This window comes from Pseudomonas sp. LPH60 (assembly GCF_030718165.1).
GTDB lineage: Bacteria > Pseudomonadota > Gammaproteobacteria > Pseudomonadales > Pseudomonadaceae > Aquipseudomonas > Aquipseudomonas danubii.
Map to the genome: position 1 here is coordinate 21,476 of NZ_JAVAJH010000006.1, position 23,649 is coordinate 45,124.

The 23,649-nt window shown below is 64.5% G+C and carries 17 protein-coding genes; 9 read left to right on the plus strand and 8 right to left on the minus strand.

The genetic code is table 11. The features are described 5' to 3' along the window. The first annotated feature begins 12 nt into the window (after positions 1 to 12). Both otnI and Q8O96_RS21630 read left to right on the plus strand, forming a co-directional pair. Entirely contained in the window at positions 13 to 810 is a 798-nt protein-coding gene (otnI, locus tag Q8O96_RS21625; RefSeq protein WP_305949371.1) for a 2-oxo-tetronate isomerase, read from the plus strand. A gap of 507 nt (positions 811 to 1,317) precedes the next feature. Continuing rightward, a complete protein-coding gene (locus Q8O96_RS21630; RefSeq protein WP_250330187.1) occupies positions 1,318 to 2,385 on the plus strand; it encodes an alpha/beta fold hydrolase in 1,068 nt (355 codons plus the stop codon). A 352-nt stretch (positions 2,386 to 2,737) separates the two neighbouring features. Here Q8O96_RS21630 and Q8O96_RS21635 read toward each other — a convergent pair whose 3' ends face one another. The 4 genes from Q8O96_RS21635 to Q8O96_RS21650 form a co-directional block, all read right to left on the minus strand. Further along, positions 2,738 to 3,550 carry a DeoR/GlpR family DNA-binding transcription regulator gene (locus Q8O96_RS21635; RefSeq protein ID WP_250330188.1) on the minus strand — a complete coding sequence of 271 codons (813 nt, stop codon included), beginning with the start codon at positions 3,548 to 3,550 and terminating at the stop codon, positions 2,738 to 2,740. A 122-nt stretch (positions 3,551 to 3,672) separates the two neighbouring features. Next, the gene (locus Q8O96_RS21640; protein ID WP_102864548.1) at positions 3,673 to 4,413 is read right to left on the minus strand and encodes an ABC transporter substrate-binding protein; all 741 of its coding nucleotides are present in this window, start codon (positions 4,411 to 4,413) and stop codon (positions 3,673 to 3,675) included. A gap of 74 nt (positions 4,414 to 4,487) precedes the next feature. Beyond that, a complete protein-coding gene (locus Q8O96_RS21645) occupies positions 4,488 to 6,071 on the minus strand; it encodes a hypothetical protein (RefSeq protein WP_305949372.1) in 1,584 nt (527 codons plus the stop codon). Beyond that, the gene (locus Q8O96_RS21650; RefSeq protein ID WP_305949373.1) at positions 6,068 to 8,560 is read right to left on the minus strand and encodes a hypothetical protein; all 2,493 of its coding nucleotides are present in this window, start codon (positions 8,558 to 8,560) and stop codon (positions 6,068 to 6,070) included. The genes Q8O96_RS21645 and Q8O96_RS21650 overlap by 4 nt, the downstream gene beginning before the upstream one ends. 211 nt (positions 8,561 to 8,771) lie before the next feature. On the opposite strand from Q8O96_RS21650, the gene Q8O96_RS21655 reads away from it, so the two are divergent. From Q8O96_RS21655 to Q8O96_RS21685, 7 genes are all read left to right on the plus strand, one after another. Next, the gene (locus Q8O96_RS21655) at positions 8,772 to 9,803 is read left to right on the plus strand and encodes a lysozyme inhibitor LprI family protein (RefSeq protein WP_102864551.1); all 1,032 of its coding nucleotides are present in this window, start codon (positions 8,772 to 8,774) and stop codon (positions 9,801 to 9,803) included. Positions 9,804 to 10,080: 277 nt separating this feature from the next. Continuing rightward, positions 10,081 to 11,277 (plus strand): enoyl-ACP reductase FabV, encoded by a 1,197-nt coding sequence (fabV, locus tag Q8O96_RS21660; RefSeq protein WP_102864552.1) that lies wholly within the window; start codon positions 10,081 to 10,083, stop codon positions 11,275 to 11,277. Between the two features lie 229 nt (positions 11,278 to 11,506). After that, the gene (locus Q8O96_RS21665; RefSeq protein ID WP_115582340.1) at positions 11,507 to 12,205 is read left to right on the plus strand and encodes an AzlC family ABC transporter permease; all 699 of its coding nucleotides are present in this window, start codon (positions 11,507 to 11,509) and stop codon (positions 12,203 to 12,205) included. After that, the gene (locus Q8O96_RS21670; RefSeq protein ID WP_162884178.1) at positions 12,205 to 12,516 is read left to right on the plus strand and encodes an AzlD domain-containing protein; all 312 of its coding nucleotides are present in this window, start codon (positions 12,205 to 12,207) and stop codon (positions 12,514 to 12,516) included. Before Q8O96_RS21665 ends, Q8O96_RS21670 begins: the two co-directional genes overlap by 1 nt. A 68-nt stretch (positions 12,517 to 12,584) precedes the next feature. Further along, positions 12,585 to 13,574, plus strand: coding sequence for an SMI1/KNR4 family protein (locus Q8O96_RS21675; RefSeq protein ID WP_305949374.1), 990 nt, complete (start codon positions 12,585 to 12,587; stop codon positions 13,572 to 13,574). After that, positions 13,571 to 14,542, plus strand: a complete 972-nt coding sequence (locus Q8O96_RS21680; RefSeq protein WP_305949375.1) for an NUDIX domain-containing protein — start codon at positions 13,571 to 13,573, stop codon at positions 14,540 to 14,542. The genes Q8O96_RS21675 and Q8O96_RS21680 overlap by 4 nt, the downstream gene beginning before the upstream one ends. A 237-nt stretch (positions 14,543 to 14,779) precedes the next feature. Beyond that, entirely contained in the window at positions 14,780 to 17,350 is a 2,571-nt protein-coding gene (locus Q8O96_RS21685; protein ID WP_102864557.1) for an EAL domain-containing protein, read from the plus strand. A 76-nt stretch (positions 17,351 to 17,426) separates the two neighbouring features. Here Q8O96_RS21685 and Q8O96_RS21690 read toward each other — a convergent pair whose 3' ends face one another. The 4 genes from Q8O96_RS21690 to Q8O96_RS21705 are packed head-to-tail and all read right to left on the minus strand — an operon-like array spanning position 17,427 to position 23,554. Beyond that, on the minus strand, positions 17,427 to 18,842 hold the full coding sequence (locus Q8O96_RS21690) for an ATP-binding protein (RefSeq protein ID WP_207167760.1): 1,416 nt from the start codon (positions 18,840 to 18,842) through the stop codon (positions 17,427 to 17,429). Next, complete coding sequence (locus Q8O96_RS21695) at positions 18,842 to 20,647, minus strand: DAHL domain-containing protein (RefSeq protein WP_115582343.1); 1,806 nt, start codon at positions 20,645 to 20,647, stop codon at positions 18,842 to 18,844. The genes Q8O96_RS21690 and Q8O96_RS21695 overlap by 1 nt, the downstream gene beginning before the upstream one ends. Then, entirely contained in the window at positions 20,644 to 21,639 is a 996-nt protein-coding gene (locus tag Q8O96_RS21700; protein ID WP_180988605.1) for a cytochrome-c peroxidase, read from the minus strand. The genes Q8O96_RS21695 and Q8O96_RS21700 overlap by 4 nt, the downstream gene beginning before the upstream one ends. Continuing rightward, a complete protein-coding gene (locus Q8O96_RS21705; protein WP_250330193.1) occupies positions 21,629 to 23,554 on the minus strand; it encodes a bifunctional diguanylate cyclase/phosphodiesterase in 1,926 nt (641 codons plus the stop codon). Before Q8O96_RS21705 ends, Q8O96_RS21700 begins: the two co-directional genes overlap by 11 nt. Positions 23,555 to 23,649: the final 95 nt, after the last annotated feature.

A 23,649-nucleotide genomic window follows, 5' to 3' on the forward strand; every position in this document is an offset into this window, starting at 1 on the left:
CCAGGAGTTCCCATGCCTCGTTTTGCTGCCAACCTCAGCATGCTCTACCCGCAACACGACTTCCTTGAGCGGTTTGCCGCTGCGGCGGCCGATGGTTTCAGCGCGGTGGAATACCTGTTTCCCTACGACTACAGCCCCGCGCAACTGAAACAGCGCCTGGACGATAACGGCCTGCAGCAGGCCCTGTTCAACGCGCCGCCCGGTGACTGGGCGGCGGGGGAGCGCGGCATCGTCTCCCTGCCCGGACGCGAGCAGGAGTTCCGCCAGGGCTTCGACAAAGCCCTGGAGTACGCCGCGGTGCTGGGCAATTCACGGATCCACGTGATGGCCGGCCTGCTGCCGTCGGAACAGGACCGGGCCCGCCATCACGCGGTGTACCTGGAGAACCTGGCCCACGCTGCGACCCAGGCGGACAAGGTCGGAGTCACCGTGCTGCTGGAGCCGATCAACACCCGGGACATGCCGGGGTTCTTCCTCAATCGCCAGGACCAGGCCCAGGCCCTCTGCAAGGAAGTCGGTGCGGCCAACCTCAAGGTGCAGTTCGACTGCTACCACTGCCAGATCGTCGAAGGCGACCTGGCGGTGAAGCTGCGTCGGGATCTGCCGGGCATCGGCCATATCCAGATCGCCGGAGTGCCGGATCGTCACGAGCCGGACCTTGGCGAGCTGAACTATCCCTACCTGTTCCAATTGATGGACGAGCTCGGCTATGACGGCTGGGTCGGTTGCGAATACCGCCCGCGTGGCGACACCTCCGCCGGCCTGCAATGGCTGCGCGACTGGCAGGCGCGCCAAGGCTCGGCGGTGTAGCCGCTACTGCAGGTTGCGCAGGAAAAGGTATCTGGGGAGCGTCGCGCAAGGCCCTGCGGGCATCGCTTTATGTAGCCGCTGCCGAAGGCTGCGAACGAGCCGTAGGCTCGCAGCGATTCCGCGACCGCCGAGGCCCCTGCGGGCCTTCGCGCATCGCTTTATGTAGCCGCTGCCGAAGGCTGCGAACGAGCCGCAGGCTCGCAGCGATTCCGCGACCGCCGAGGCCACTGCGGGCCTTCGCGCATCGTTTTATGTAGCCGCTGCCGAAGGCTGCGAACGAGCCGTAGGCTCGCAGCGATTCCCCGGCCGCCGAGGCCCCTGCGGGCCTTCGCGCATCGCTTTATGTAGCCGCTGCCGAAGGCTGCGAACGAGCCGTAGGCTCGCAGCGATCCCCCGGCCGCCGAGGCCCCTGCGGTGCCTTGCGCAGCCTGCGGCAGCGGCTACAGAGGGTACGCAGGCCACGAACGGCTTGCGATGATTCGTAGCGATAAACACAGGAGTTTTTTCATGCAGCGTCTTGTCTGCCGGGCCGCGTTCGGCCTGATTCTGTCCTTGGGCGGTATGTCCCTGGCCGCGGCCGCGAGCCTGCCGCCGGCCACCGAGGGCGATTGGGTCGCTCCGCAGTTCACTTTCCACAACGGCGAACAGCTGGCCAACCTGAAACTGCACTACATCACCCTGGGCAACCCCAAGCACCCGGCGATCCTCTATCTGCACGGCACCTATCGGCCGGCCAGCGACCTGCTGAGCAAGGATTTTGGCGGCGAGCTGTTCGGCCCGGGGCAACCTCTGGACGCGAGCAAGTATTACATCATCGCCACCGACGGCATTGGCGTCGGCCAGTCGAGCAAGCCTTCCGATGGCCTGCGCGCGCGGTTTCCCCAGTACAACTACGACGACATGGTCCAGGCCCAGTACCGGTTGGTCACCGAGGGGCTGGGGGTCAAGCACCTGCGCCTGATCATCGGTAATTCCATGGGCGGCATGCAGACCTGGCTCTGGGGCCAGCAATGGCCGCAGATGATGGACGCGCTGGTGCCCATGGCCTCCCAGCCCGGGGAAATGTCCTCGCGCAACTGGATGATGCGCCGGCTGCTGGTGGAGTCGATCAAGCAGGACCCGGCCTGGGACAACGGCAATTACCGGGTCCAGCCGCCGTCTCTGCGTCTGGCCAATGCGTTGTTCGCCACTGGCACCAGCGGCGGCACCCTGGCCTATCAGGCCCTGGCGCCGACCCGGGCCCAGGCCGACCAGTTGGTGGATGAACGCCTCAAGGCGCCACAGACCGCCGATGCCAACGACTTCATCTACCAGTGGCAGTCTTCGGCGGACTACAACGCCGCGCCGGGGTTGAGCAAGATCCAGGCGCCGGTGCTGGTGATCAACGCCGCGGACGATGAGCGCAACCCACCGGAAACCGGCACCCTGCAAGCGGCGCTCAAGCAAGTGAAAGATGCTCGCCTGCTGTTGATTCCCGCCAGCGCCGAAACTCGCGGGCACGGCACCACCGGCATGGCCCGGTTCTATGCTCGTGAGCTGGGGCAGTTCATGGCCGACACCGAGAGAGCCCACTAGGCTCTGTCCCAACAGTGTTGAGACGAAGGTCAGGCAAGGCGAAAACGCTCGAGGAACGGCCGGGGCACGTTCGACTTTACGGGGTGTAGATGAGCCTTCCGATCGGACTCGCGCACGAGACCGTTTTCCACGCAGCATCACCGCGTATCAAGGCTTTTCGTACAAAGCCTAGGGAGGGCTGTTCACTCTTTGTGGCGAGGGAGCCTGCTCATGCCGGGTGGCGCCGCCGCCCCAAACCCGGACGGCGCGACCTTTCGGGGATTGAGGGGCATCAGGCATTGCGTCTGCTGCGCAGATGAGTGGGAGCAAGTTCCCTGGCCACGGATTGCAGGTGTTGGGGGCTATCGCTGGCTCAGGATTGTGCCGGCAGCAGCAATTCCACACCGTGCTTGCGAATGCCGTCCGCCGCTGCGGGGGCCAGGGCGGCGTCGCTGATGATGATGTCGAACTGCTCCAGGTCGGCGATCTTGTACATGCCGAAGGTGCCGTACTTGGAGCTGCTGGCCACCAGCACCACCTGGGTCGCCGATTGCATTGCCACCTGCTTGACCTCGACCTTCAACGCCGAGGGCGTGGTGATGCCCCGGCGCAGGTCCCAGGAACTGGTGGAGATAAAGGCCACGTCCGTGACCACCTGGCGCAGAGTCGCCACTGCCAGCCCGCCAACGCAGGAATGGTTGGAATGGTCCAACTGCCCACCGGTGTGGATCACTGTCACTTGGGGCGCGTCGAGCAACGCCTGGACCACGCCGAAATCGTTGGTGATCACGGTCATGCCCGACAGCGCCTTGATGTAGGGCACGATCTCCAGGGTGCTGGTGCCGGCATCCAGGTACACCGTCATGTCCGCATGCAACAGGCCCGCCGCGAGCTTGGCCATGGCCTGCTTCTGCGGCAGTTCCACCACGGCCTTGGATTGATGGCTGGGCTCGCTGTGCAACTGACTGGCGATGCGCACGCCACCGGTCACCGAATGGGCGCGGCCTTCCTGTTCCAGCAGGGCGATATCCCGGCGCACCGTCATGTGCGAGCAGTCGAACATCTCCATCAGCTGATGCACGCTGAGTACCTGATGCTTGCGCAACTGGCGCAGGATCTGCTCGCGGCGCTGTTCCGGAATCATCGGGGCGTTGCTGTCAGTGGCGAGGTCCTTGGGACTGGGCATTGGGGCTCCGGATTGGCGGGTCGGCAACGACAGAAATGGGCTCGTCATAGTAGCGAAACTCGCCGCCGCGGACGAGATTTACTGCCGTTCACGAGTCAGCAAATTCTATCTTGAGGCCGTCGTCAGCAGTCGCTTGAGCAGGCAGTGCGGTCGATATGCCAGCGCTGTTTGAGCCGTTGCAGGCTGCCATCGCGTTTCATCGCCTCCAGGGCCCGCTGCCAGCGGGCGACCCGGGCGGCGTCGACCTTGGGGGAAAAGGCGATGTAGGCGTCCTGGCGCATCAGCGGCATCTGGTAGCTCAACTGATCGAAGGGCATGCCTTCTTCGGCGGCGAAGGTGCTGATGCTCATGGTGTCGGCCACCAGGTATTGCACCCGTCCCAGTCGCAGCAGGCGAATCATGACCTGCGGGCTGTCCACACCCCACAGATTGTCCAGCCCCTGTTGCTTGAGGTAGCGATAGACCAGCCACTTGCGCGGTACGGCAATCTGTCCCCGGGTCTGGTGCAGGTCGGTGACCGCGCTGTGGTCGCCAGTGCGGGCGTACAGCGCGGTTTCGGTCTGCATCAGCGGCCCCACCCACTGATAGCGCGACTCGCGCTCGGCCGTGCGCAAAATGGTAAACACCGCGGTGTCTTCGGCCTCGCTGGCATCGCGCAAGGCGCGCAACATCGGCCGTTGCTGCACCTGCACCGGATCACCGGTGCGTTGCGCCAGGGCTTGCACCACCTCCACAGCGAAGCCGGTCATGTGCTCGCCCTGCTGAAAGTGCAGCGGCGGGTGGTTGTCGGTCAGCATGCGCAACTCGCCAGCGTGAGCGGTGAGGCTCAACAGCGACAGCATGGTCCCCAGTACCCAGTTCATCGTGTTCCTTGAATAGACAGAAGAGCAGAGCTTAGTACGAGCCCCTACGAGGCGTCGCCAGAAAAAACAAGGCGTCATGGGTCGGCACGCCGATAGAGCCGGGCGTTGGTCTCGTCACACTGACGACACTGCAGCAGCCGGCTTTCCGTCATCAAGGCCAGGGTTGAATACAGCCGGTCTTCGGTCAGTCCGGGTTGCCAGGCCTTGTCGGTACCGGACAGCAGGGACACCAGGCCTTGGTCCTCGAGGCTGATGCGCAGCCTTGGCTTGGCCTCGGTCATGCGGATGGCAGCGATGCCGAAGTGCTGGCTCAGCAGGTTGTTCTCGATCAGGTTGAGGACCAGTTCCGACAGGCTGATCTGTTGTTTGCGCTGCAGTGAGCGAGCCCAGTACTGCAATGACAGCCGCGCCTGGCCCCCCTGGTCCAGATAGGCGCTGTGCCGGGGGCAGGCGCTGAGGTCCTGGGTGATGGCCGCCACCAGAAACAGCAACTGCAAGGCCTCGCCGACGGCTTGCTCGTCGTGGTTGGCGATGTATCCCTGCAGACGGTCGATGCGCTCGAACAGATCCAGCTCGGCCACTTGCAGCCCCGCCTCCAGCAAGTTCGCGGCCTGCGGGGACAAGGCCCGGTAATGTTCCAGGACCGCTTGCACCGAGCTCTCGGCCCGCAGTGGGATGCAGTCCAGGGACAGCAGTCGGTCGCGCAGTGCCTCACTGCTGTGCAGGCCCTGGGCGATATGCAGTTCCATCCAGCCGAACAGGCTTTCAAAGGCCAGGCGCTGGGCCTGGCGCAATTGCAGGACTCGCCACAGTGCCTGGGTCGGGGCCAGTCCGGCCACCTGCTCGGCCGGGAAGTCGGACAGGGGCAGCAGCGCCATGGCCCGGCGCAGCACCGGCAGGCTGGTTTCGCTGCCCAGCACCTGCAACGTGGCGCGGATCAGGTTGATGGAACACTCGCGGTGGCTGGCCCTGGGGTTTTTCGCCGTTCCCGCCGGTGGGTAGAACTCATCGCGAAAAATCCGTGCTTCCTGGCGGGTTGGCCAATTGCGATCCCACTTCAGATGCACGGCGCCGGCCTGCTTGGCACTGCCCTGCAGGTCTTCGACGCAGATCAGCCACGGATAGAGCGCCAGCGTACGCAAACCTTTATCCAGGGCCCGGGCCAGTGCTTCACCCGCTTCGGTGACGCCGTAGGTGCCGTCGGGTTGCGGCCAGGCCAGGCCCAGGCCGGTGTCAGGCTTGAACGAGGGGCCGTACTGCACCGCATCGAACCAGCTGGGGCCGCGATGCCAGGTCTTGAAGTCCAGGGTGAAAGGGCCGTTGCCGGGCGGGCTGTACTGGCGATTGCCGGCCATGTAGGCACCGTCACCGACCAACTGATGGCTCCAGCCGAACAGCACCTCGATCTTTTCCCTGAAGCGTTGGAAGCGCTGACCCGCGGGCAGTTCGCCCGAGTAGGTCTGGTTGTGCTGATTGAAGATCCATACCGCCCAGCACATCACTGAATACGGACGAATCCATTGGGTACCGTTGTTGATCCCGGGCATGAACTGGTCCATCAGTTCCAGGTTGGCCTGTCGCAGTCCGAGGTAATCCACGCCGCCGCTCTCACGCACGGAGGGGGAGACGAAAAAGGCACGTTGTGGCAATGGGTTCATGGTTCGAGTGACACCATCAGGGCCTGGCAATACTGGCATTGGTTGATGCGACGTTGTTTCAGGCGAGCAAGGGCTTCGCGCTCCACCGGGGCGTAGCACTGGCGGGTGTTAGGGCAACTGCGGATGGTGCGGTGGTTGACCCGGTAGTAACCCGGCCGGGAGCTGTTGGGGGAGTGGATGTGTTGCAGCGCGGTGATCTCTTGCGCAGTGAAACGATCCGCCGGCAGGCGTTGCTGGCGGGCCTGTTGACGATCTTCGATGTAGTGGCTGAGCAACGCCCGCAAGGTACGGGTGTGTTGCACCGCATCCAGGGCCGCCAGGGCCTCGGCCACCCCGTGGTCCACCAGCCGTTGCGCAGGTTCCTGGTTGAACCAGCGTTGTGCCAGGTGCCGGGCCTGGACGAAGTCCACGGGCCCCTGGCCGTAGCGTTCCAGGTACTCATGCAGGGTGGTGGCGTCCAGCGTCCCCAGGGTTGCGGCAGAGGTCAGCCTGCCCGGCAGCGCCAGGGTGGCGGCCAGGCCGTAGACCGCTTCGTCCACCAGTGGGCGATCTTCGGCAGCCAGTTGCGCATGGTCGACGCAGTTGAGCCAGCGCTGGGCAAAATCCCGGGCATTGACCGGCAGGTGCAGGCGACGCAAATAGAAGTCCAGGGCGACATGGCACCAGACATACAGCAGCTGGGCTTTCTTGCGGCTGCTCAGGCCCTTGAGGTTGACCAGACTCTGCAGGGTCTGGTTGAACTCGTTGATCAGGTTGGGAGAGGGCAGCGATTCGAGGTTGGGGTCCGACGCCGGATCGAAGTCGCTGTCCTCTCGACCATCGTCCCGTTCGATGATAGGTGCCGCATCACCGTGCCCCACGGGTCCTTGCCCGGGGTTGGCGTGGTGCAGCAAGCCTGCGATGGCCTGGAGCAACGCCCAACTGCCATCGCGGCCGGTAGCGGCTTTGGCCACGCTCGGCAGCCAGTGGCGAGGGCGCTGGGGCGGCTGTAGCGCAGGCGGCTCAGTGCCGCCTGGCGGGTTGACGGGCGTCGTGGCGGGCTCAGTGCGTAGCGGTGCATCGGGCTCTTCGGGCAGTTGTTGCGCGTGCAGCACCAGGCAGTTGAGCAGGATCTGCAGGTCGCCCTGGGCCTGGTTGCCCCCCAGCAGTCGGCCAAGAGCCCCGCACAGGCTGCGAATCGGCAGGGGCATGCTCAGGTAGGCGTCAATGCAGACCCAGCCTCGGGCACTTTGTGTCGCGCGCTCCAAGCGCAGTTGCAGCCCCTCGTCCAGTCTGGTGTCCAGGGTCCGCTGCAGCGGCCAGACGAAGCCACCTTGCGCGGTCAGTTGCAGTGGCGCCGTTTCGAGGACTTCTTCGGCGCACTCCAGGGTCGCCAGCCATTCTCCGGCCAGCGCTTGCTGACCGATCAGCCGGCCTTCCAACTGCTGTTCTTCGTTGAGGCGTGCATAGACGCACAGGGTCGCCTCCTGGTCCTGGCGCTCGAAGGCGTCCGCTTCATAGCGCGGTGCTTCGACGGGCTCCCAGCACTCATCCGTGGCGCTGTCGAGCTTGCGCAGTACCGCCACTTCCACGTTGTCGGTGCTGTCCATGGAGGTCCGGGTGGCATTCACGCTGCCGGTCAGGGTCCAGCTGCCGGCGCCGCGCAACTCCAGCCACTTGGCGTGCAGCCGTCGCTGGTTGTGTTCGACCTTGGGCGTCACCCAGTCGATCTCGACTGGCCAGTCTCTGGTCTGCTCCAGGGGAAAGGAGCAGACGCCGTTGCCTGGAACCCCAACGGTGAGCCGAGGGATGCCCAAGGTCTTGAGCAGATGGCCCAGGGACTGTCCATCACGGCTGTGGAAGGGCGAAAGCAGCAGCAGGCTGTGCCAGCGCCGGCCTGCGGCGCGCTCGATCAATTGCTCGGTGATGGCGGTGTCCAGGGAATGCAGCAGTTCCACCGGCTGCGGTGGGGCCTGATCATGAAACTGCTGGCTGAGGGCCCGGGCCCGTTGAATGAAGGGCAAGAGGGCGCTGTCGTCGGCGATCTGCAGGTGCGGCCGGGTGCAGAGATTTTCCAGGAAGTCGGCGAAGTCGGCGAAAGCCCCCGGCTGCTCCCCGGCGCTGAGGACTTCCAGTACCTCGACATTGCCGCCGTGGCCGCCAAAGGTCAGGTTGCCGCTACCGACCATCAGCAGGTCCTGGTCCTCGCCGCGCAGGTAGGTGATCTTCGGGTGGAAAATGCCGTCTTTGACCCGTACCGGAATCAAGGCGTAATCCTTGCCCACATGCCGCGCCCGCAATTCCATCATCGAGGCGCGGTAACCCTGGATATCCACCAGCAGGGTGACTTTTTCACAGCCGGCTTCGCGCAGTCGAGGCAGCACGTAGCTTTCGAAGTAGGTCAGGCTCAGGGCATAGGTGGTGAACAGTGCCTCTTTCCACGGGCCGTTTTCGATGAAGTGCAGTGGCGACGGTCCGTTCGGGCCTGAGGGGGTGGGGGGGGATGCCATCGTGTTCTCCAGTCCATGGGGCGAGGCTCAAGTCGGTGGCTGATTATCGGGCAACGCAGCGCTGTTGCAAGTGTCGGTGATGTCACAGTGCTTGCATGGGTGGTCATGAGGCCGGGAAGGCGGGGGCAGAGGGATTTTTTTCATGAATGCTGCGTGAGTAAGAAGTCGACGCAGGTATTCTTGCAAAGCCCTTTTTGAATGGAATCGAACCATGTCCGCCTCCCTTGTACGTCCACTGCGGGCCAGTGGCCTGCTGCTCGCTGTCCTGGCCTGTGCCACCGCGACCCAGGCCAGCAGCTTCGACTGCGCCAAGGCCGCCAGTGCCAGTGAGAAGGCCATCTGCGCCGACCCCTATACCGCCGGGCTGGACAGCCGGCTGGGCAAGGCCTGGACGGCGACCCTGGCCGAGGCCAAGGACCCCAAGGCGCTGCGCCTGGGCCAGCGTGAATGGCTCAAGCAGCGCGACCAGTGCCAGGCCGACCTGGGCTGTCTGCGCAGCCAATACCTGAGCCGGCTGACGGTGCTGCGCTATGTGAACATCCCGTTCAGCTGGCAGGGCACCTGGCAGCGGGTCTCGGTCAGCCCGTTCTATGGCGGTGAGCTGGTGATCCGGCGCAGCGGCGAAGATCGTCTGAGCTTCGACCTGTCGGCCATGGGCGGCGCCAATTCCGGTGCGCTGGCGGGCAAGCTGCAGCTCAAGGACGGTGAAGCCCGCTACGGCGTCGAGGGCTGCAAGCTGCGCTTCACCCCGCGCAACGGCCTGTTGCAGGTGACCCAGGAGGGCGATGCCTATGCCTGCGGCGCCGGTTCGGGGGTGTATTACGACGGGCTCTATGTGGCCTCCCGGCAAATCCTGGAGAACCCGTACGATTTGCTGTCCACCGCGCTGGTGCGCACTGAGGAGGAAGATCTGCGCGCCCGCAAGCTGCTGCAACAGGATTACCAGACCCTGCTCGACAGCGGCTCGGCGTTCTCCCAGGACACCTCGGCCGAGCTTCCGGGCGCCGAGGTCACCGATATGTGGCTGCAGGGGCTGGCTAGCACCCATGCGGCGATTTTCGTGCGCGGTGCCAAGGGTGAGTTGTGGGTCGCGCTGCTGGCAGTGGTGGGCCCCGCCGATGAAGTGCGGGTGCGCTACTACACCACCGAGCCTGCGTGGAAGCAGCGCCTGCCGGACGTGGTACAGCGCTGGTACGAGGCGCGCAGCCAGGGCCAGCAACTGCCGCTGGACAGGATGCCCTGAAGCACAGGCCGGCCGGACTTCATCATCTGTTGATGAACGTGGCCGCAGAAATTTCGCCGAGTGGATGCACAAGCCGGCCGGTGCAACTGCTAGAGTCTCGGCCCGGGCCGCCTGGATATCGCCCCGAGGGTGCCGGCACAGGGACGCCAGGCCTTGGCCTGCCGGGCAAATTCCATCAGTTGGTGACGCGAAGCCATTGTGAGCGTCTACGACCTTAGCAAGTGACACTGCCGCCGCCGTTACCGGCGCCTGGCACATTGAAATTGGGAGATTGTAAATGGTCATCAAACCCCGCGTTCGCGGCTTTATCTGTGTGACGACCCATCCGGTGGGTTGCGAAGCCAACGTCAAGCAGCAGATCGATTACGTCACCCAGCAGGGCGCCATCGACGCAGGGCCGAAGAACGTGCTGGTCCTCGGCGCATCCACCGGCTACGGCCTGGCCGCGCGGATCACCGCCGCCTTCGGTTGCGGCGCCAACACCCTGGGGGTGTTCTTCGAGCGCGGCAGCGTTGACGGCAAGCTGGGCACCGCCGGCTGGTACAACACCGCGGCGTTCCACAAGTTCGCCGAAGAAAAGGGCCTGTACGCCAAGAGCATCAACGGTGACGCCTTCTCCGACGCGGTCAAGGCCGAGACCATCGAAACCATCAAGCGCGACCTGGGCAAGATCGACCTGGTGGTCTACAGCCTGGCGGCGCCGCGTCGCACCCACCCCAAGACCGGTGAAGTGCTGAGTTCGACCCTCAAGCCCCTGGGCAAGTCCGTGACCCTGCGCGGTGTCGACACCGACAAGGAAATCGTCAAGGAAACCACCCTGCAACCGGCGACCCAGGAAGAGATCGACGGCACCGTGGCGGTGATGGGCGGCGAAGACTGGCAGATGTGGATCGACGCCCTGCACGACGCCGGTGTCCTGGCCGAAGGCGCGAAAACCACCGCCTTTACCTACCTGGGCGAGAAGCTGACCCACGACATCTACTGGAACGGTTCGATTGGCGAAGCCAAGAAGGACCTGGACCAGAAAGTCATCGGCATGCGCCAGCAACTGGCCGACCTGGGCGGCGACGCTCGGGTGTCGGTGCTCAAGGCCGTGGTCACCCAGGCCAGCTCGGCGATTCCGATCATGCCGCTGTACCTGTCGCTGCTGTTCAAGGTGATGAAGGAGCAGGGCAGCCACGAAGGTTGCATCGAGCAGGTCTACGGCCTGTACAAGGACAGCCTGTACAACAGCGAGCCGGTGATCGACCAGGAAGGCCGCCTGCGTGCCGACTACAAGGAACTGCAACCCGAAGTCCAGGATCGGGTCAAGCAGCTGTGGGACCAGGTCACCAGCGAGAACCTCTACGAAATGACCGATTTCGTCGGTTACAAGCAAGAGTTCCTGCGCCTGTTCGGTTTCGAGATCGAAGGGGTCGACTACGAAGCCGACGTCGATCCGGACGTGAAGATCAGCAACCTGATCCAGCTGTAATCCGCGTCTAGCGTCAGCCAGCGCCCCTCCTTCGTGAGGGGCGTTGTCGTTTCTGCCCCCGTATTTCATCGAGGAGCCGGCTTGCCGGTGCATGCCTTGTGCGGGTCTTGGCGACGCCTTCGCTGGCAAGCCAGCTCCTAGGGTGGTGGTGCAATTGCGCAAGATTGTTCAAGCCAGGGGGCGCCGGCAGATGGCACAGTCAGCGTCCGTTATCTGTGTGCAGGGTGTCATGTCCAGCGTTCTCTTACCTCGTGCCGCCTTTATCCGCGGCGCCATCGCCATCATGCCGCTGTCCCTGGCCACCGCGCCTTGGGGGCTGCTGGCCGGTTCCATGGCCATCGAAGCCAATCTCACGCCGCTGCAGGGCCAGGGGTTGTCGAGCATCGTCTTTGCCGGCGCCGCGCAACTGGTGGCCATCGGCATGCTCAAGGGCGGGGCAGGGATCTTCTCGATCCTGCTGACCACCTTGCTGCTCACGTCCCAGCACTTGCTCTACGGCATGAGCCTGCGCTCGGTGATCTCGCCCTTGCCCGGGCGCTGGCGGGTGGGCCTGGGCTTTCTGCTCACCGATGAGCTGTTCGCCTTGACCAGCGCCCACGACAAGCAGCAGTTCGACCGCTGGTACGCCCTGGGCGTGGGCCTGACCTTTTATGTGGCCTGGAACCTGTTCACCCTGCTGGGCATCGTGCTGGGCAAGAGCATTCCGGGCCTGGAGCACCTGGGCCTGGACTTTTCCATCGCCGCCACCTTCATCGCCCTGATCACGCCGCTGGTGCGCAATGTGCCCACCGTGGTCTGTGTCGCAGTGTCGCTGCTGTGCTCGGTGCTGTTCAGCTACTGGCAGTGGGGCTCGGCGCTGGTACTGGCGGGCCTGGCGGGGATGGCTGCGGGTTTTGTCTGCAACAAACTGTATCGGGGGCAAGCATGATGGTCTGGGCAGTCATCTTCGGCATGGGCCTGTTGGTCTTTCTCAATCGCTACGTGTTTCTCGAACCGCGCCTGCCGCTGCGCCTGAGCAGCAATGCCCGGCAGTTCCTCGGCTTTGCGGTGCCGGGCATGCTCACCGCCATCTGCGGGCCGATCGTGTTCATGCCCGATCACCAGTTGAACCTGCACTGGGACAATCCCTACCTGCTGAGCTCGCTGGTGGCCATTGCGCTGGTGATCTACACCCGCAACACCCTGGTCAGCATGTTGCTGAGCATGGGGTTCTTTTTCTTTCTGCGCTGGTGGCTCTGAGGGCCATTTGCGTTAGCCTGTGCCGTTTTCGGCGCAGGCCGACCTTTAAACCGCAACGGATGCATCGGATGAGCGACTTCCCCCACGATATCGACCTGGACGCGTTCTGGGACCGGGCCACCCACTGCAAGATCAACCAGGCACCGGCCAGCGCCGCCATGATCGCCGAGCTGCAAGCCGAGCTGGGCTATCGCCTGCCGCCGTCCTATGTGGCGTTCATGAATCGCTACAACGGCGGGCGCCCGCACCTGTGCTGTTTCCCCACCGAACAAGGCACCTCCTGGGCTGAGGACCACTGCGCGATCGACAGCTTCCTGAGCATTGGCCGCGACGCCGCCTATTCGTTGGGCGGCAGCCTGGGCAGTCGTTTCAAAATCGAGAAATGGGGTTACCCGGACCTCGGGGTGTACATCTGCAATTGCCCGTCTGCCGGGCACGACATGGTGGCTCTGGACTACCGCGAATGCGGCCCCGAGGGCGAGCCGCGGGTGGTGCACGTGGATCAGGAACGCGACTATGCAGTGACCGTGCTGGCGCCGAATTTCGAGGCCTTTATCCGCGCTCTGGTGTCCCCCGAGGTCTACGACACCTCGGAGCAGGATTACCTGGACGATCTGGACAAGGTCGCCAGCGCGCCGTTCTCAGCGCTGCTGGAGGAGTTGCTCGAACAGTTCCACGAAGTGCCCGACCTGGGGCCGCTGATCCGCCAGATCGCCTTGCGCATCGTCCATGAAAAACGCTACTTCGCGCTGCACGCCGATCCGCTGTCGCAACTGCTGTATGACCTGCAGTTCTGGCTGTACCGCAACTGCTATCCGGTCAACGACAAAGAGTCGTACCTGCAGGTCTACTGCGACATGATCGCCTTCGCCAAGGGCTTCGGCACCGGTGGCTATGCCCCGGACTTCATCCACGACTGGTTTCGGGCACGGCTGGCCGGCGGCCAAATGCGCCAGGCGGCGGGCGGGTTGGTCTTGACGCCAGCCTATCGCGCGCAGTTGCTGGAACAACTCTCGGGGTTTCGCCCCCTCAGCCCAGACTCTCAGGAGCAGCCATGAGCGAGGCATCGATTCGCATCACCGCCGAACAGACCCTTTCTGATAATTGGTACGTGCTGAAGAAGTACAGCTTCGAGCTGCGTCGCCGCGACGGCAGCTGGCAGGCCCAGGACCGTGAGGTCTATGACCGGGGCAATGGCGCGACCATCCTGCTGTACAACCTCAAGCGGCGCACGGTGCTGCTGACCCGGCAGTTCCGCATGCCGGCCTTCGTCAACGACCACCACGGCTACCTGATCGAGACCGCTGCCGGCCTGCTGGACAACGCCAGCCCGGAGGTGCGCATCCGTCAGGAAGCACAGGAGGAAATCGGTTGCCGGGTAGGCGAGGTGCAGAAGGTTTTCGAAGCCTTCATGAGCCCGGGTTCGGTGACCGAGCGGGTGCATTTCTTCATCGGTCATTACCAGGCCGAGGACCGCATCGATGAAGGCGGCGGACTGGAGCACGAAGGCGAGGACATCGAGGTCCTGGAGCTGGACATCGACCAGGCCCTGGGCATGATCGACAGCGGCGAAATCATCGACGGCAAGACCATCATGCTCCTGCAATACCTGCAGCTGCATGTGCTCAAGCCGCGCAGCCTGATGGTGCTGGTGGCCGGCCCGTACCGCTCTGGCAGCGGCGACGATCCGGCGGTGCTGGCACGCAATGTCGCGGCCATGGAGCAGTGCGCTGCCCAGGTGCTGGCGGCCGGACATTTTCCGGTGCTGGGGGAGTGGGTGGCGTTGCCCATGACCCGGTTGGCGGGGTCCCTGGCGGTGGGCGATGAGATCTACAACGCGCAGTTCCACGCCTATGCCGAACGCCTGCTGGAGCGCTGTGATGCCGTGCTGCGCATCGGCGCGGCCTCGGCGGGCTGCGACGCCATGGTGCGGGTCGCCGAGCGCCTGGGCCTGAGTGTCTATCACCGGGTGGAGCAATTGCCGGCTGTGACGCCGGGCGCGCTCCGGGCTGATTCCGACCGCTGATCCCGACGACTGATTCAGCGCAGCGCGGGGGCGGATCGATCGCCTGCGCTGGCCGTCAGCGCCTGCACCCCACCTTTCAAGAACCCCCTCAGCACAGCCGCAGCCTTCGTGCACCCGGCATTTCCAGGCCCCGCGGGAAAATACTGTCTATCGTCAATAGGCAAGCGCGAGCTTCGTCAAGGACTGTGTGGGGCAGGGCCTCAGCGGTCAGTTTGTCGCCATGGCGCCTGGAGCATTATGGAAAACCTCGGTCAGGACCCATCTCAAGGACGCAGCACCTCCAATCAGGCGCTGACTCGTGCCACCTTGCTGGGGTGCTCGGGGCTGCTGCTGGCGCTGTTCCTCTTCACCGGCGTGCTGCTGGTGTACATCGCCCTCGACCAGAACCTTTCCGCCGAACAGCACAATCGCCTGGATATCGAAAAGGCCCTGCAGTCTCTGGACAGCAATGCCCGCACCACGCTCAAGGACTATGCCCTGTGGGGTGACGCCTACCAGCACCTGCACCTGCGGGTCGACCTCGACTGGGCCTACACCCGGCAGAACTTCGGTCCGACCCTGTACTACGATCTGGGTTTTGACGGCGTGTTCGTGATCGGTCCGGCAGGCCGCACCGTGTATTCCCTGGTGGCTGGGCGATTGGCGTCGATGGATGCCCGGGACTGGCTGGGGGAACAGCTGGCGCCCCTGGTGGAGGAGGTGCGTTCGCAAGCCGGCGGCAAGGCCATCAGCCGTTACCATGCCATCGCCGGGACCCCGGCGCTGGTGGTGGCCGACCTGTTGAACCCAGGCAACGACCCGCAAGTGCGTGCCGACAGCGGGCCTCAGTCGGTGCTGATTTTCGTTGCGCGCCTGGAACCGTCGCGATTGTTGGCGCTGGGGCAGGGACTGGGCATCGAACAGTTGCAGGTGGCCGGCCCCGTGCCGGCCGCCGCACTGCCGTCCCTGACCCTGCCCGACGGCGCCGGAGTCCTGCAATGGCAACCGACCCGCCCCGGGCATCAGTTGCTGGTACTGGTGATGCCGTTGCTGCTGTTGGCGGGCCTGCTGGCGGGCATCATGGCCGGCTTCCTGTTGCGCCGGGCCGGCGCGGCGGCTCGGGTCATGGACGATCAGGTCCAGGCCCTGCGGGTCAGTCGTAGCGCCTTGCTGGCCAGTGAAGAACGCTTTCGCGACGTCGCCGAAGCAGCGTCCGACTGGATCTGGGAAGTGGACCGGCACTTGTGTTTTACCTACCTGTCCGAGCGTTTCGAGGTGGTCACCGGACTCTCTCGGGAGTCCGCGCTGGGGCGGCCGATGAACGAGCTGCTGAGCTCCGAGCAGGGGTCGCTGCTCAACTGGCTTGCGGCCCCGGAGCGGCGCTCCCAGGCGATCCTGCAATGCGCTTACCTGGATGGCCACCGGCAGCCGCGGATCTGCCGCCTTTCGGTGCGAGCCATGGCCGCCGGTGGTTATCGGGGCACCGCCAGCGACATTACCGAGGAGGTCGCCGCAAGGCGGCGGATCGAGTACCTGTCCCAGCACGATGCCCTCACCGGACTGGCCAACCGTACGCGCATGCAGGAGTTTCTCGAAGGCAAGCTGTTGGCCCTGCCGACCCTGCAGGAGCCCTTGTTGATGCTCAGCGTCGACCTCGATCGCTTCAAGCCGGTGAACGATCTGCTGGGGCATGCGGCGGGCGACCAGGTGCTGCATGAGGTGTCCCAGCGTCTGGCCCAATGCCTGCGGGGCGAGGATCTGGTGGCCCGGGTCGGGGGCGACGAGTTTGTCCTGGTGGTCCCGGGGCAGGTTGCCCAACCCGAGATCGAAGGCCTGTGCCGGCGCCTGATCGAGCGGATCGAAGAGCCTTTCTACATTGCCGAGCATGAAGTCTTCATCAGTGCCAGCATCGGCATTGCCCGGGCGCCGGTGGATGCCAGCCTGGCGGAGGAGCTGCTGCGTTTTGCCGACATCGCCCTGTATGAGGCCAAGGCGGCGGGGCGCAGTACCTGGCGGTTCTATGCCAGCGACATGAATGTGCGGATCATCGAACGCCGCGGCCTGGAGCGCGACCTGCGCCACGCCATCGAGCAGGATCAGTTGCTGCTGCAGTTCCAGCCACGCTATCGGCTGGCGGACGGACAGCTGGTGGGCGCCGAGGCGGTGGTGCGCTGGCAGCATCCTCAGCGTGGGCTGCTGGGGCCCGAGGTGTTCTCACCGATCGCCGAGGACACCGGGCTGATCCTGCCCTTGAGCAATTGGGTGCTGCACGCCGCCTGCCGCGCCGCCCGGGCCTGGCCCGAACGCCTGCTGCTGGCGGTCAACCTGTCGGCCGCCGAGTTCCAGCGCGGGCAACTGGTGGCCAGGATCAGGACCGTCCTGGGCCAGAGCGGGCTGGCGCCCTCGCGGCTGGTGCTGGAAATGACCGACAAGGCGCTGCTGGACGACGGTCGCCAGGTGCTGGAGATCATGCAGGGGCTCAAGGCCCTTGGGGTGCAACTGCTGATGGACGATTTCGGCAGCGGCTACTCGGCGCTGCAGTACCTGCGGACCTTTCCCCTGGACGGCCTGAAGATCGACAGCAGCCTGGTGGCGGGACTGGGCGGCAATCAGGCCGGGCATTCGATTGTCCAGGCCATCGTCGACCTGGGGCATGCCTTGAGTCTGACAGTGATTGCCGAAGGTGTGGAAAGCCCGGAGCAGTACCAGGCGCTGCAGGACATTCAGTGCGATCAGGCCCAGGGGCCGCACCTGAGTCCGCCTCTGGACAGCGACGCCTGGGTGAGGCTGTGCACCGAGCTGTCCCAGGCCAGCCGCTCTACCACTTAAGGCGGGCCTTGCAGCACTCGCTGGCCGTTGTGCCGCGCTCGCAATCAGCGCCAGGGACGGGGAGGGCGCACCCGGTTCAGGCCGGGTCCGGACGATGGGGGCCCTGGCGGATCGGCAGTTCCACCCGAAAGGTGCTGCCCACCCCCAACTGGCTGCGGACGCTGATTTGCCCGCCGTGTTTCTTGACGATCCCGTAGGACAGCGACAGGCCCAGCCCTGTGCCCTGGCCCACCGGCTTGGTGGTGAAAAAGGGGTCGAAGATCTTCTGCAGGTGCTGCTCGTCGATGCCGCAGCCACTGTCGCTGACTTCCAGCCAGACCCGCTCGCCTGCCACGCCGTTGCTCAGGGTGATGGTGCCGCGCTCGGGGCCTATGGCCTGGGCGGCATTGATCACCAGGTTCATCACCACCTGATTGAGCTGGGAGGGCAGGCACTCGATCTCTGGCAGCGGCTGGTAGTGCTTGATCAGGTCGGCCTTGTACTTGAGTTCGCTGGCGACGATGTTCAGGGTCGAGTCGATGCCCTGCTGCAGGTCCGCCATTTGCCAATGCTGGTCGCTGTCGACCCGGGAGAAATTCTTCAGGTCCCTGACGATCTGCTCGACCCGGCCGATGCCGTCCTTGGACTCCTTGATCAGCAACGGGATGTCCTCCTGGAGAAAGTCCAGGTCGATGCTTTCGCGCAGGCTTTGCAGGCGCTTGCGCAGCTCCGGCGCGGCGATGGCCTCTTCACTCTGGCGATAGGCCGTGAGCAGCTGGCTGATCTGTTCCAGGTAGCCCGCCAGGCTGCCGAGATTGGAGGCGACGAAGCCGATGGGGTTGTTGATCTCGTGGGCGACCCCGGCCGCCAATTGCCCGAGGGAGGCCAGTTTCTCCGATTGCACCAGCTGGTTTTCCAGTTGCTTGCGCTCGTCGATTTCCTGTTGCAGGGCCGCGCCGGCCTGTCTCAGGTCCTCGGTGCGCTGCTCCACCAGATCTTCGAGATGGTGCATCTGCAGCAGGGCACGGGCGGTCATCTCCCATTTGCTGGTGAGGGTGCTGGCCATCTGCTGGACTTCGATGTTGTCGAAGGGCTTCTTCAGGATCAGCAGGCGGTTGTGGCCGTGCAGTCGCTCCAGCAGGTCCTCCCAGGAGTAGTCGGAATAGGCAGTGCACACCACCACCTGCAGGCGCGGGTCCTCTTGCCAGAGGCGCTCGATGGTCTGGGCTCCGTCCCAGCCCTGGGGCATGCGCATGTCGACGAAGGCCAGGGCATAGGGGCGCTGCTGCTCCAGGGCCTGGCAGACCTTGTTCAAGCCTTCCTGGCCGCCGTAGGCCGAGTCCAGTTCAAAGGGCTGTTGCCGGGGCTTGGCCTGGGCGCCGAACAACTGCGCTTCCAGGTCGTCCAGGCTGTTGGCGTCCGCCGCAGGCGGGGTGAGGATTTTGCGAAAGTCGTCGTGGATCGACGGGGTGTCGTCGATCAGCAGAATTCGCCGGTTGCTCAGATCGTCCATCAGTGGCCCTCAACGCTGATCAGCGGTATGTCCAGGGTAAAGGTCGCTCCCAGCCCCGGCCCGTCACTGTGCACGCTGAGCTGCCCGTCCATTTCCATGGCGGCCAGGGCGCAACTGTGCAGGCCGAAGCCGTGCCCTTCCTTGCGGGTGGTGAAACCGTGGGCAAAGATTCGCGTCAGGTTCTCGGCGGCAATGCCTTCTCCGCGGTCGCGGACTTGAATGCGCAAGGTCCGGTTGTCGATCACATGGGCACTCAGGGTCAGGGTCCGGGAGTGTTCGTCGAGATCGGACATGGCGTACTTGGCGTTGCTGATCAGGTTGATCAGGATCAGCAGCAGGCGGTGCTTGTCGCCCAGGACCGGTGGCACCTGGGTGTAGTCCTTGACCACCGTGACCTGATGCCGGGCCAGGGCGCCGGAATTCATGCGCAAGGCGTCATCGATCAGTTCGCCGACCTGCAACGGCTCGATCAGCCGCGAGGCCCCGGCGTAGGACTGCTGGGTGGCGACGATTTCCTTGATGTGGTCGACGCTGCGCCCAAGCTGTGCCAGTTCGCCGCTCATGCCCTGTTGCTCGCTGGCAATGGCTTGCACCAGTTGGTTGAGGTAGCCGGGGAGCAGCTTGCCTTTTTCGTCCTCACTGAAAAAATGCCCCAGATCGTGTTGATGCTGATTGATCAGTTCCATCGCCTTGCCCAGGCCCTGAGCCTTGCTGGAGCGTAGGGTGCGGCTGAGCATCTCGCTGGAGATGTTCACGCTGTTGAGTACGTTGCCGACGTTGTGCAGGACATTGGTGGCGATTTCCGCCATGCCGGCCTGGCGCGCGGCGTCCAGCAACTCGCTCTGGGCCTCCTTGAGTTCCCGGGTGCGTTCCTCGACCCGCTGCTCCAGGTGTTCGTTGGCGCTCTGCAGGGCGGTGTTGACCCGACGGATGACGGCAAAGCTGCTGATCAGGCGGATCGCCAGATAGAGGATCAACAGCACCAGCAGCACCGAGAATGCCAGCAGATACTGGTGGGACTTCTGGTCCTGCAGGTCGGCCTGGAGCTGGTCGTTGTTGAGCAGGCGGGTGATGTCGTCCAGGCGTTCGGCCACCGGGACCGAGGTGAGCCGCTCCAGCAGTTCATTGACCACCGGCTGCTCGCGCAGGACCACGGCGACGTGCTTGCTGAGGATGTCCACCGGTTCGTGCATGGCGGTGGGCAGGCGTTCCTTGTTGACCGTCAGTTTGTTCAGCCCTACCAGGATGTCCGCGGCTTTGTCGCTGCTGGAGATCTGGGCGAACTCCAGGCTGCTGAGCAGCAGGTCGTAGGTGTCGATGGCAAAATTCTGCAGCGCCAGTCGCTGCTGATCATCGAGGTCGGCCAGCCGGCGCTGGATGTCGTCCTCGGCGTAGGGCAGGAATGCCAGTGAGTTGCGCAGCACCGCGTTGTGGGATTTGAACCGTTCCACCAGGCCGGCTTTTTCCTGGAACGCATTGAGGAACGCCTGGTGACTGGCCTGCCAGGCCGCCGGGGCGCTGTGACCCTGTTGCGAGAGCTGATCCAAGCGCTGCCACAGCTGGTTGATCTGCTGCACCGGCTGCACCAGCGGATCGTAGTCGTGGGTAATGGCGATGCGCGCCTTGAGCACTTCGGTTTCCCATTGGGCGTTCAATTGCTTGATCTGGCCGATCAGGTCCCGGGACAGGGCGAAGTTCGGGGATTGGCCGATCATGGTCTTGAAGTAGAGCAACGCCAGCGCCAGGACCAGGCCCAGGGCCACCAGGGTCAGGAGCATGGAGGGCCAGCGGCGGCGCAACTTCATAGCGGCTTGCCCTGCCATTGCCCGGTGAGGGTCTGGAGAAACTTGACGATCAGGCGGGTGTCCTGGGGGTTGGGGGTACGGCCCAACTGGTACTTGAACATCACCTCCACGGCCTGTTCCAGGGTCGTGGCCGAGCCGTCGTGGAAGTAGGGGGCGGTGACCGCCACATTGCGCAGGCTGGGGACCTTGAACACGTTGCGGTCCTGCTCGTCGCCGGTGATCAGGAAACGCCCCAGATCGGCGTCGGTGGGGTTGCCCCGGTCGGCAAAGTAGTCATTCATCACGCCGAACTTCTGGAACATGTTGCCGCCGATATTGACCCCTTGATGGCAGGCGATGCAGCCGTAGTCCTTGAACCGCTGGTAGCCGTACTTCTCCTCCCGGCTGAGGATCTCGGTGTTGCCTTGCAGGTACTGGTCGAAGCGCGAGCCGGCACTGAGCAGCGTCCGTTCATAACTGGCCAGGGCGTCCTGCACGTTGGCCGCGGTGATGGCGTCCGGGTACAGCGCGCCGAAGGCCTGGCGGTAGCTGGCGTCGTCATTCAGGGTGCGCAGCAGGTTGGGCCAGTTGTTGCCCATCTCGGTGGGGCTTTGCACCACGTTGTCGATCTGCGCCTGGAGGGTCTCGACGCGACCGTCCCAGAACTGGCGAAAGTTCAGCGCAGCGTTGAACACGCTGGGGGTGTTGACCTGGGAAAGCTGGCCCTTGATGCCCAGGGACTTGACCTGCGCGTCGGCCCCACCCTGGTCCAGCCGATGACAGCTGGCGCAAGAGAGGCTGTTGTCCAGGGACAGGCGCGGCTCGTTGAACAGCCGGCGGCCCAGCTCCACACGCTGGGGATCGAGGGCGGGTACTGCGGGCAGGGGCTTGAGCGGTTCGTCCAGCGGTGCCGGGAAGGCCGGCGGGGCGACAGCGGCCATCGCCCAGAGCAGCAGGCCGATGAGGCTGTGCGAGCGGCGTCGGCGTTGTCTGGGCTGCTGTTCAGCGATCATGGTCGACTACCTGCTGCTGGGACGCCTGGGCCCGCAGCAGGCGGGCAAAACTGTCGGCCGGCAGGGCCTTGCTGAAGTAAAAGCCCTGGCCTTCCTCGCAGCCCTGTTGCTTGAGGAACGCCAGTTGCTCCTGGGTTTCCACCCCTTCGGCGATGATGCTCAGGTTCAGGCTGCGCCCCAGTTGGATAATCGCGCTGACCAGGGCGGCGTCCTTGGGCTCGTGACTCAGGCCATGGATGAAGGACTGGTCGATCTTCAGCACGTCCACCGGGAACTTGCGCAGGTAGCTGAGGCTGGAATAGCCGGTGCCGAAATCGTCTACCGCCAGGCGCACCCCCAGGGCCTTGATGGCTTGCAGGGTGGCGAGGGTGGCTTCGACGTTCTGCATCAGTACCCCTTCGGTGATTTCCAGTTCCAGCAGGGTCGGGTCCAGGGCACTGTCCCGCAGTGCGTGCTGCAACTGCTGGAGCAGCTGCGGTTGCCTGAAGTCGTTGGCCGAGAGGTTGACCGACAGGCGGATCGGCGCCAGTCCCGCCTGCTGCCAGGCACGGGACTGGCGGGTAGCTTCGCCCACGACCCACTGACTGATCCGGTTGATCAGGCCACTGTCCTCGGCCACTGGAATGAACTGGGCGGGGCTGATCCAGCCCTGTTGCGGGCTGAACCAGCGAATCAGCGCCTCGGCGCCCACCACCTGGCCCGAGGCCAGGTGGATCTTGGGCTGGTAGTGCAAACTCAACTCCTGGCGCTCCAGGGCCTGGCGGATGCCCGATTCCAGGTGTTGGCGTTCCCGGGCGCGGTGGGTCATGTCCTCGGTAAAGAAACCGTAGCCCCCCGGTGCCTGCTCCTTGCTGTTGCGCATGGCCATCTCGGCCTTCTTGATCAGGCTCAGGGCATCCTGGCCATCCTCGGGGTAGAGGCTGATCCCCAGGCTGGCGGTGACCCGCAGGTCGTGCCCGGCCACATCGTGGGGCTGGCTCACCGTCGCCAGGAGCTTTTCGGCGACGCTACGAACCTGGGGCGGCGGCTCCTGATCATGGAGCAGCACCACGAATTCGTCGGAGCCGTAGCGGAACACCGAGTCCGACTCGCGCATGCTGTGCTGCAGGCTGTGGGCGATCCTCTTGAGCAACTCGTCGCCTGCCGGGTAGCCCAGGGCATTGTTGATCCGCTTGAAACGGTCCAGCCCGAGGAACATCACCGCCAGCTGTTGCCCATAACGCCGGGCCCGGGCCATGGCCTGGCCCAGGCGATCGCCAAGCAAGGCGCTGGAGGGCAACCCGGTGAGGGTATCGTAGTGCAGCAGGTGGGAGACCTTGAGCAGTTCCGCGACCCGTTCCTCGATGGTGCGCTGCAGATCGTCGAGCTTGTGCCGCGCATCCTGGGTCATCTGCCACTTCCAGGTCAGGGCACTGGCCATCTGGCGGATTTCCAGGCTGTCGAAGGGCTTTTTCAGGATCAGCAACTGGTCGCCAAAGGCCAGGCGCTCGGCCATGGTTTCCCAGGAATAGTCCGAATAGGCGGTACACAGCGCGATCTGCAGATCCGGGTCGACCTTCCACAATTGCTCGATGGTTTCCAGGCCGTCCCAGCCCGGCGGCATGCGCATGTCGATGAAGGCCATGGCATAGGGCGTGTCACGGGCCAGGGCCGACTCGACCATGGCCAGGGCCTCGCGACCCTGGAACGCCGAATCCAGGCTGAACACCTGGAGCGGGCGGGGGCTGACGCTGCCGAACAACTGGTCTTCGACCTGGCTCAGGGCCAGGTTCTGCGAGGGCATGAGGATTTTGTGGAAGTCCTCATGAATGGAGAGGCTGTCATCCACAATCAGCACCCGTCGGTTGACTCGCGCAGATGGCGGCGTATCCGAGGGGTCTTGCGAATTTGTCTGTGCGTCGCAGCCAGTGTTCATTGACTTTCCCTAGCGTCCTGAGCGTGCGTCCAACGCTGTGAGCATAGTCACTGGAACATGCACCGTGAGAGGATTTTTTGGCGGATATTCCCGGG

Excerpts from the sequence above, each read along its gene's own strand:
- Q8O96_RS21690 (WP_207167760.1), bottom strand. The coding sequence starts at position 18,842 with ATGGACGATCTGAGCAACCGGCGAATTCTGCTGATCGACGACACCCCG.
- Q8O96_RS21645 (WP_305949372.1), bottom strand. The coding sequence starts at position 6,071 with ATGAACCCATTGCCACAACGTGCCTTTTTCGTCTCCCCCTCCGTGCGT.
- Q8O96_RS21665 (WP_115582340.1), top strand. The coding sequence starts at position 11,507 with ATGTCCAGCGTTCTCTTACCTCGTGCCGCCTTTATCCGCGGCGCCATC.
- Q8O96_RS21635 (WP_250330188.1), bottom strand. The coding sequence starts at position 3,550 with ATGCCCAGTCCCAAGGACCTCGCCACTGACAGCAACGCCCCGATGATT.
- Q8O96_RS21680 (WP_305949375.1), top strand. The coding sequence starts at position 13,571 with ATGAGCGAGGCATCGATTCGCATCACCGCCGAACAGACCCTTTCTGAT.
- Q8O96_RS21675 (WP_305949374.1), top strand. The coding sequence starts at position 12,585 with ATGAGCGACTTCCCCCACGATATCGACCTGGACGCGTTCTGGGACCGG.
- Q8O96_RS21685 (WP_102864557.1), top strand. The coding sequence starts at position 14,780 with ATGGAAAACCTCGGTCAGGACCCATCTCAAGGACGCAGCACCTCCAAT.
- Q8O96_RS21655 (WP_102864551.1), top strand. The coding sequence starts at position 8,772 with ATGTCCGCCTCCCTTGTACGTCCACTGCGGGCCAGTGGCCTGCTGCTC.
- fabV (WP_102864552.1), top strand. The coding sequence starts at position 10,081 with ATGGTCATCAAACCCCGCGTTCGCGGCTTTATCTGTGTGACGACCCAT.
- otnI (WP_305949371.1), top strand. The coding sequence starts at position 13 with ATGCCTCGTTTTGCTGCCAACCTCAGCATGCTCTACCCGCAACACGAC.
- Q8O96_RS21650 (WP_305949373.1), bottom strand. The coding sequence starts at position 8,560 with ATGGCATCCCCCCCCACCCCCTCAGGCCCGAACGGACCGTCGCCACTG.
- Q8O96_RS21670 (WP_162884178.1), top strand. The coding sequence starts at position 12,205 with ATGGTCTGGGCAGTCATCTTCGGCATGGGCCTGTTGGTCTTTCTCAAT.
- Q8O96_RS21640 (WP_102864548.1), bottom strand. The coding sequence starts at position 4,413 with ATGAACTGGGTACTGGGGACCATGCTGTCGCTGTTGAGCCTCACCGCT.
- Q8O96_RS21705 (WP_250330193.1), bottom strand. The coding sequence starts at position 23,554 with ATGAACACTGGCTGCGACGCACAGACAAATTCGCAAGACCCCTCGGAT.
- Q8O96_RS21700 (WP_180988605.1), bottom strand. The coding sequence starts at position 21,639 with ATGATCGCTGAACAGCAGCCCAGACAACGCCGACGCCGCTCGCACAGC.
- Q8O96_RS21695 (WP_115582343.1), bottom strand. The coding sequence starts at position 20,647 with ATGAAGTTGCGCCGCCGCTGGCCCTCCATGCTCCTGACCCTGGTGGCC.
- Q8O96_RS21630 (WP_250330187.1), top strand. The coding sequence starts at position 1,318 with ATGCAGCGTCTTGTCTGCCGGGCCGCGTTCGGCCTGATTCTGTCCTTG.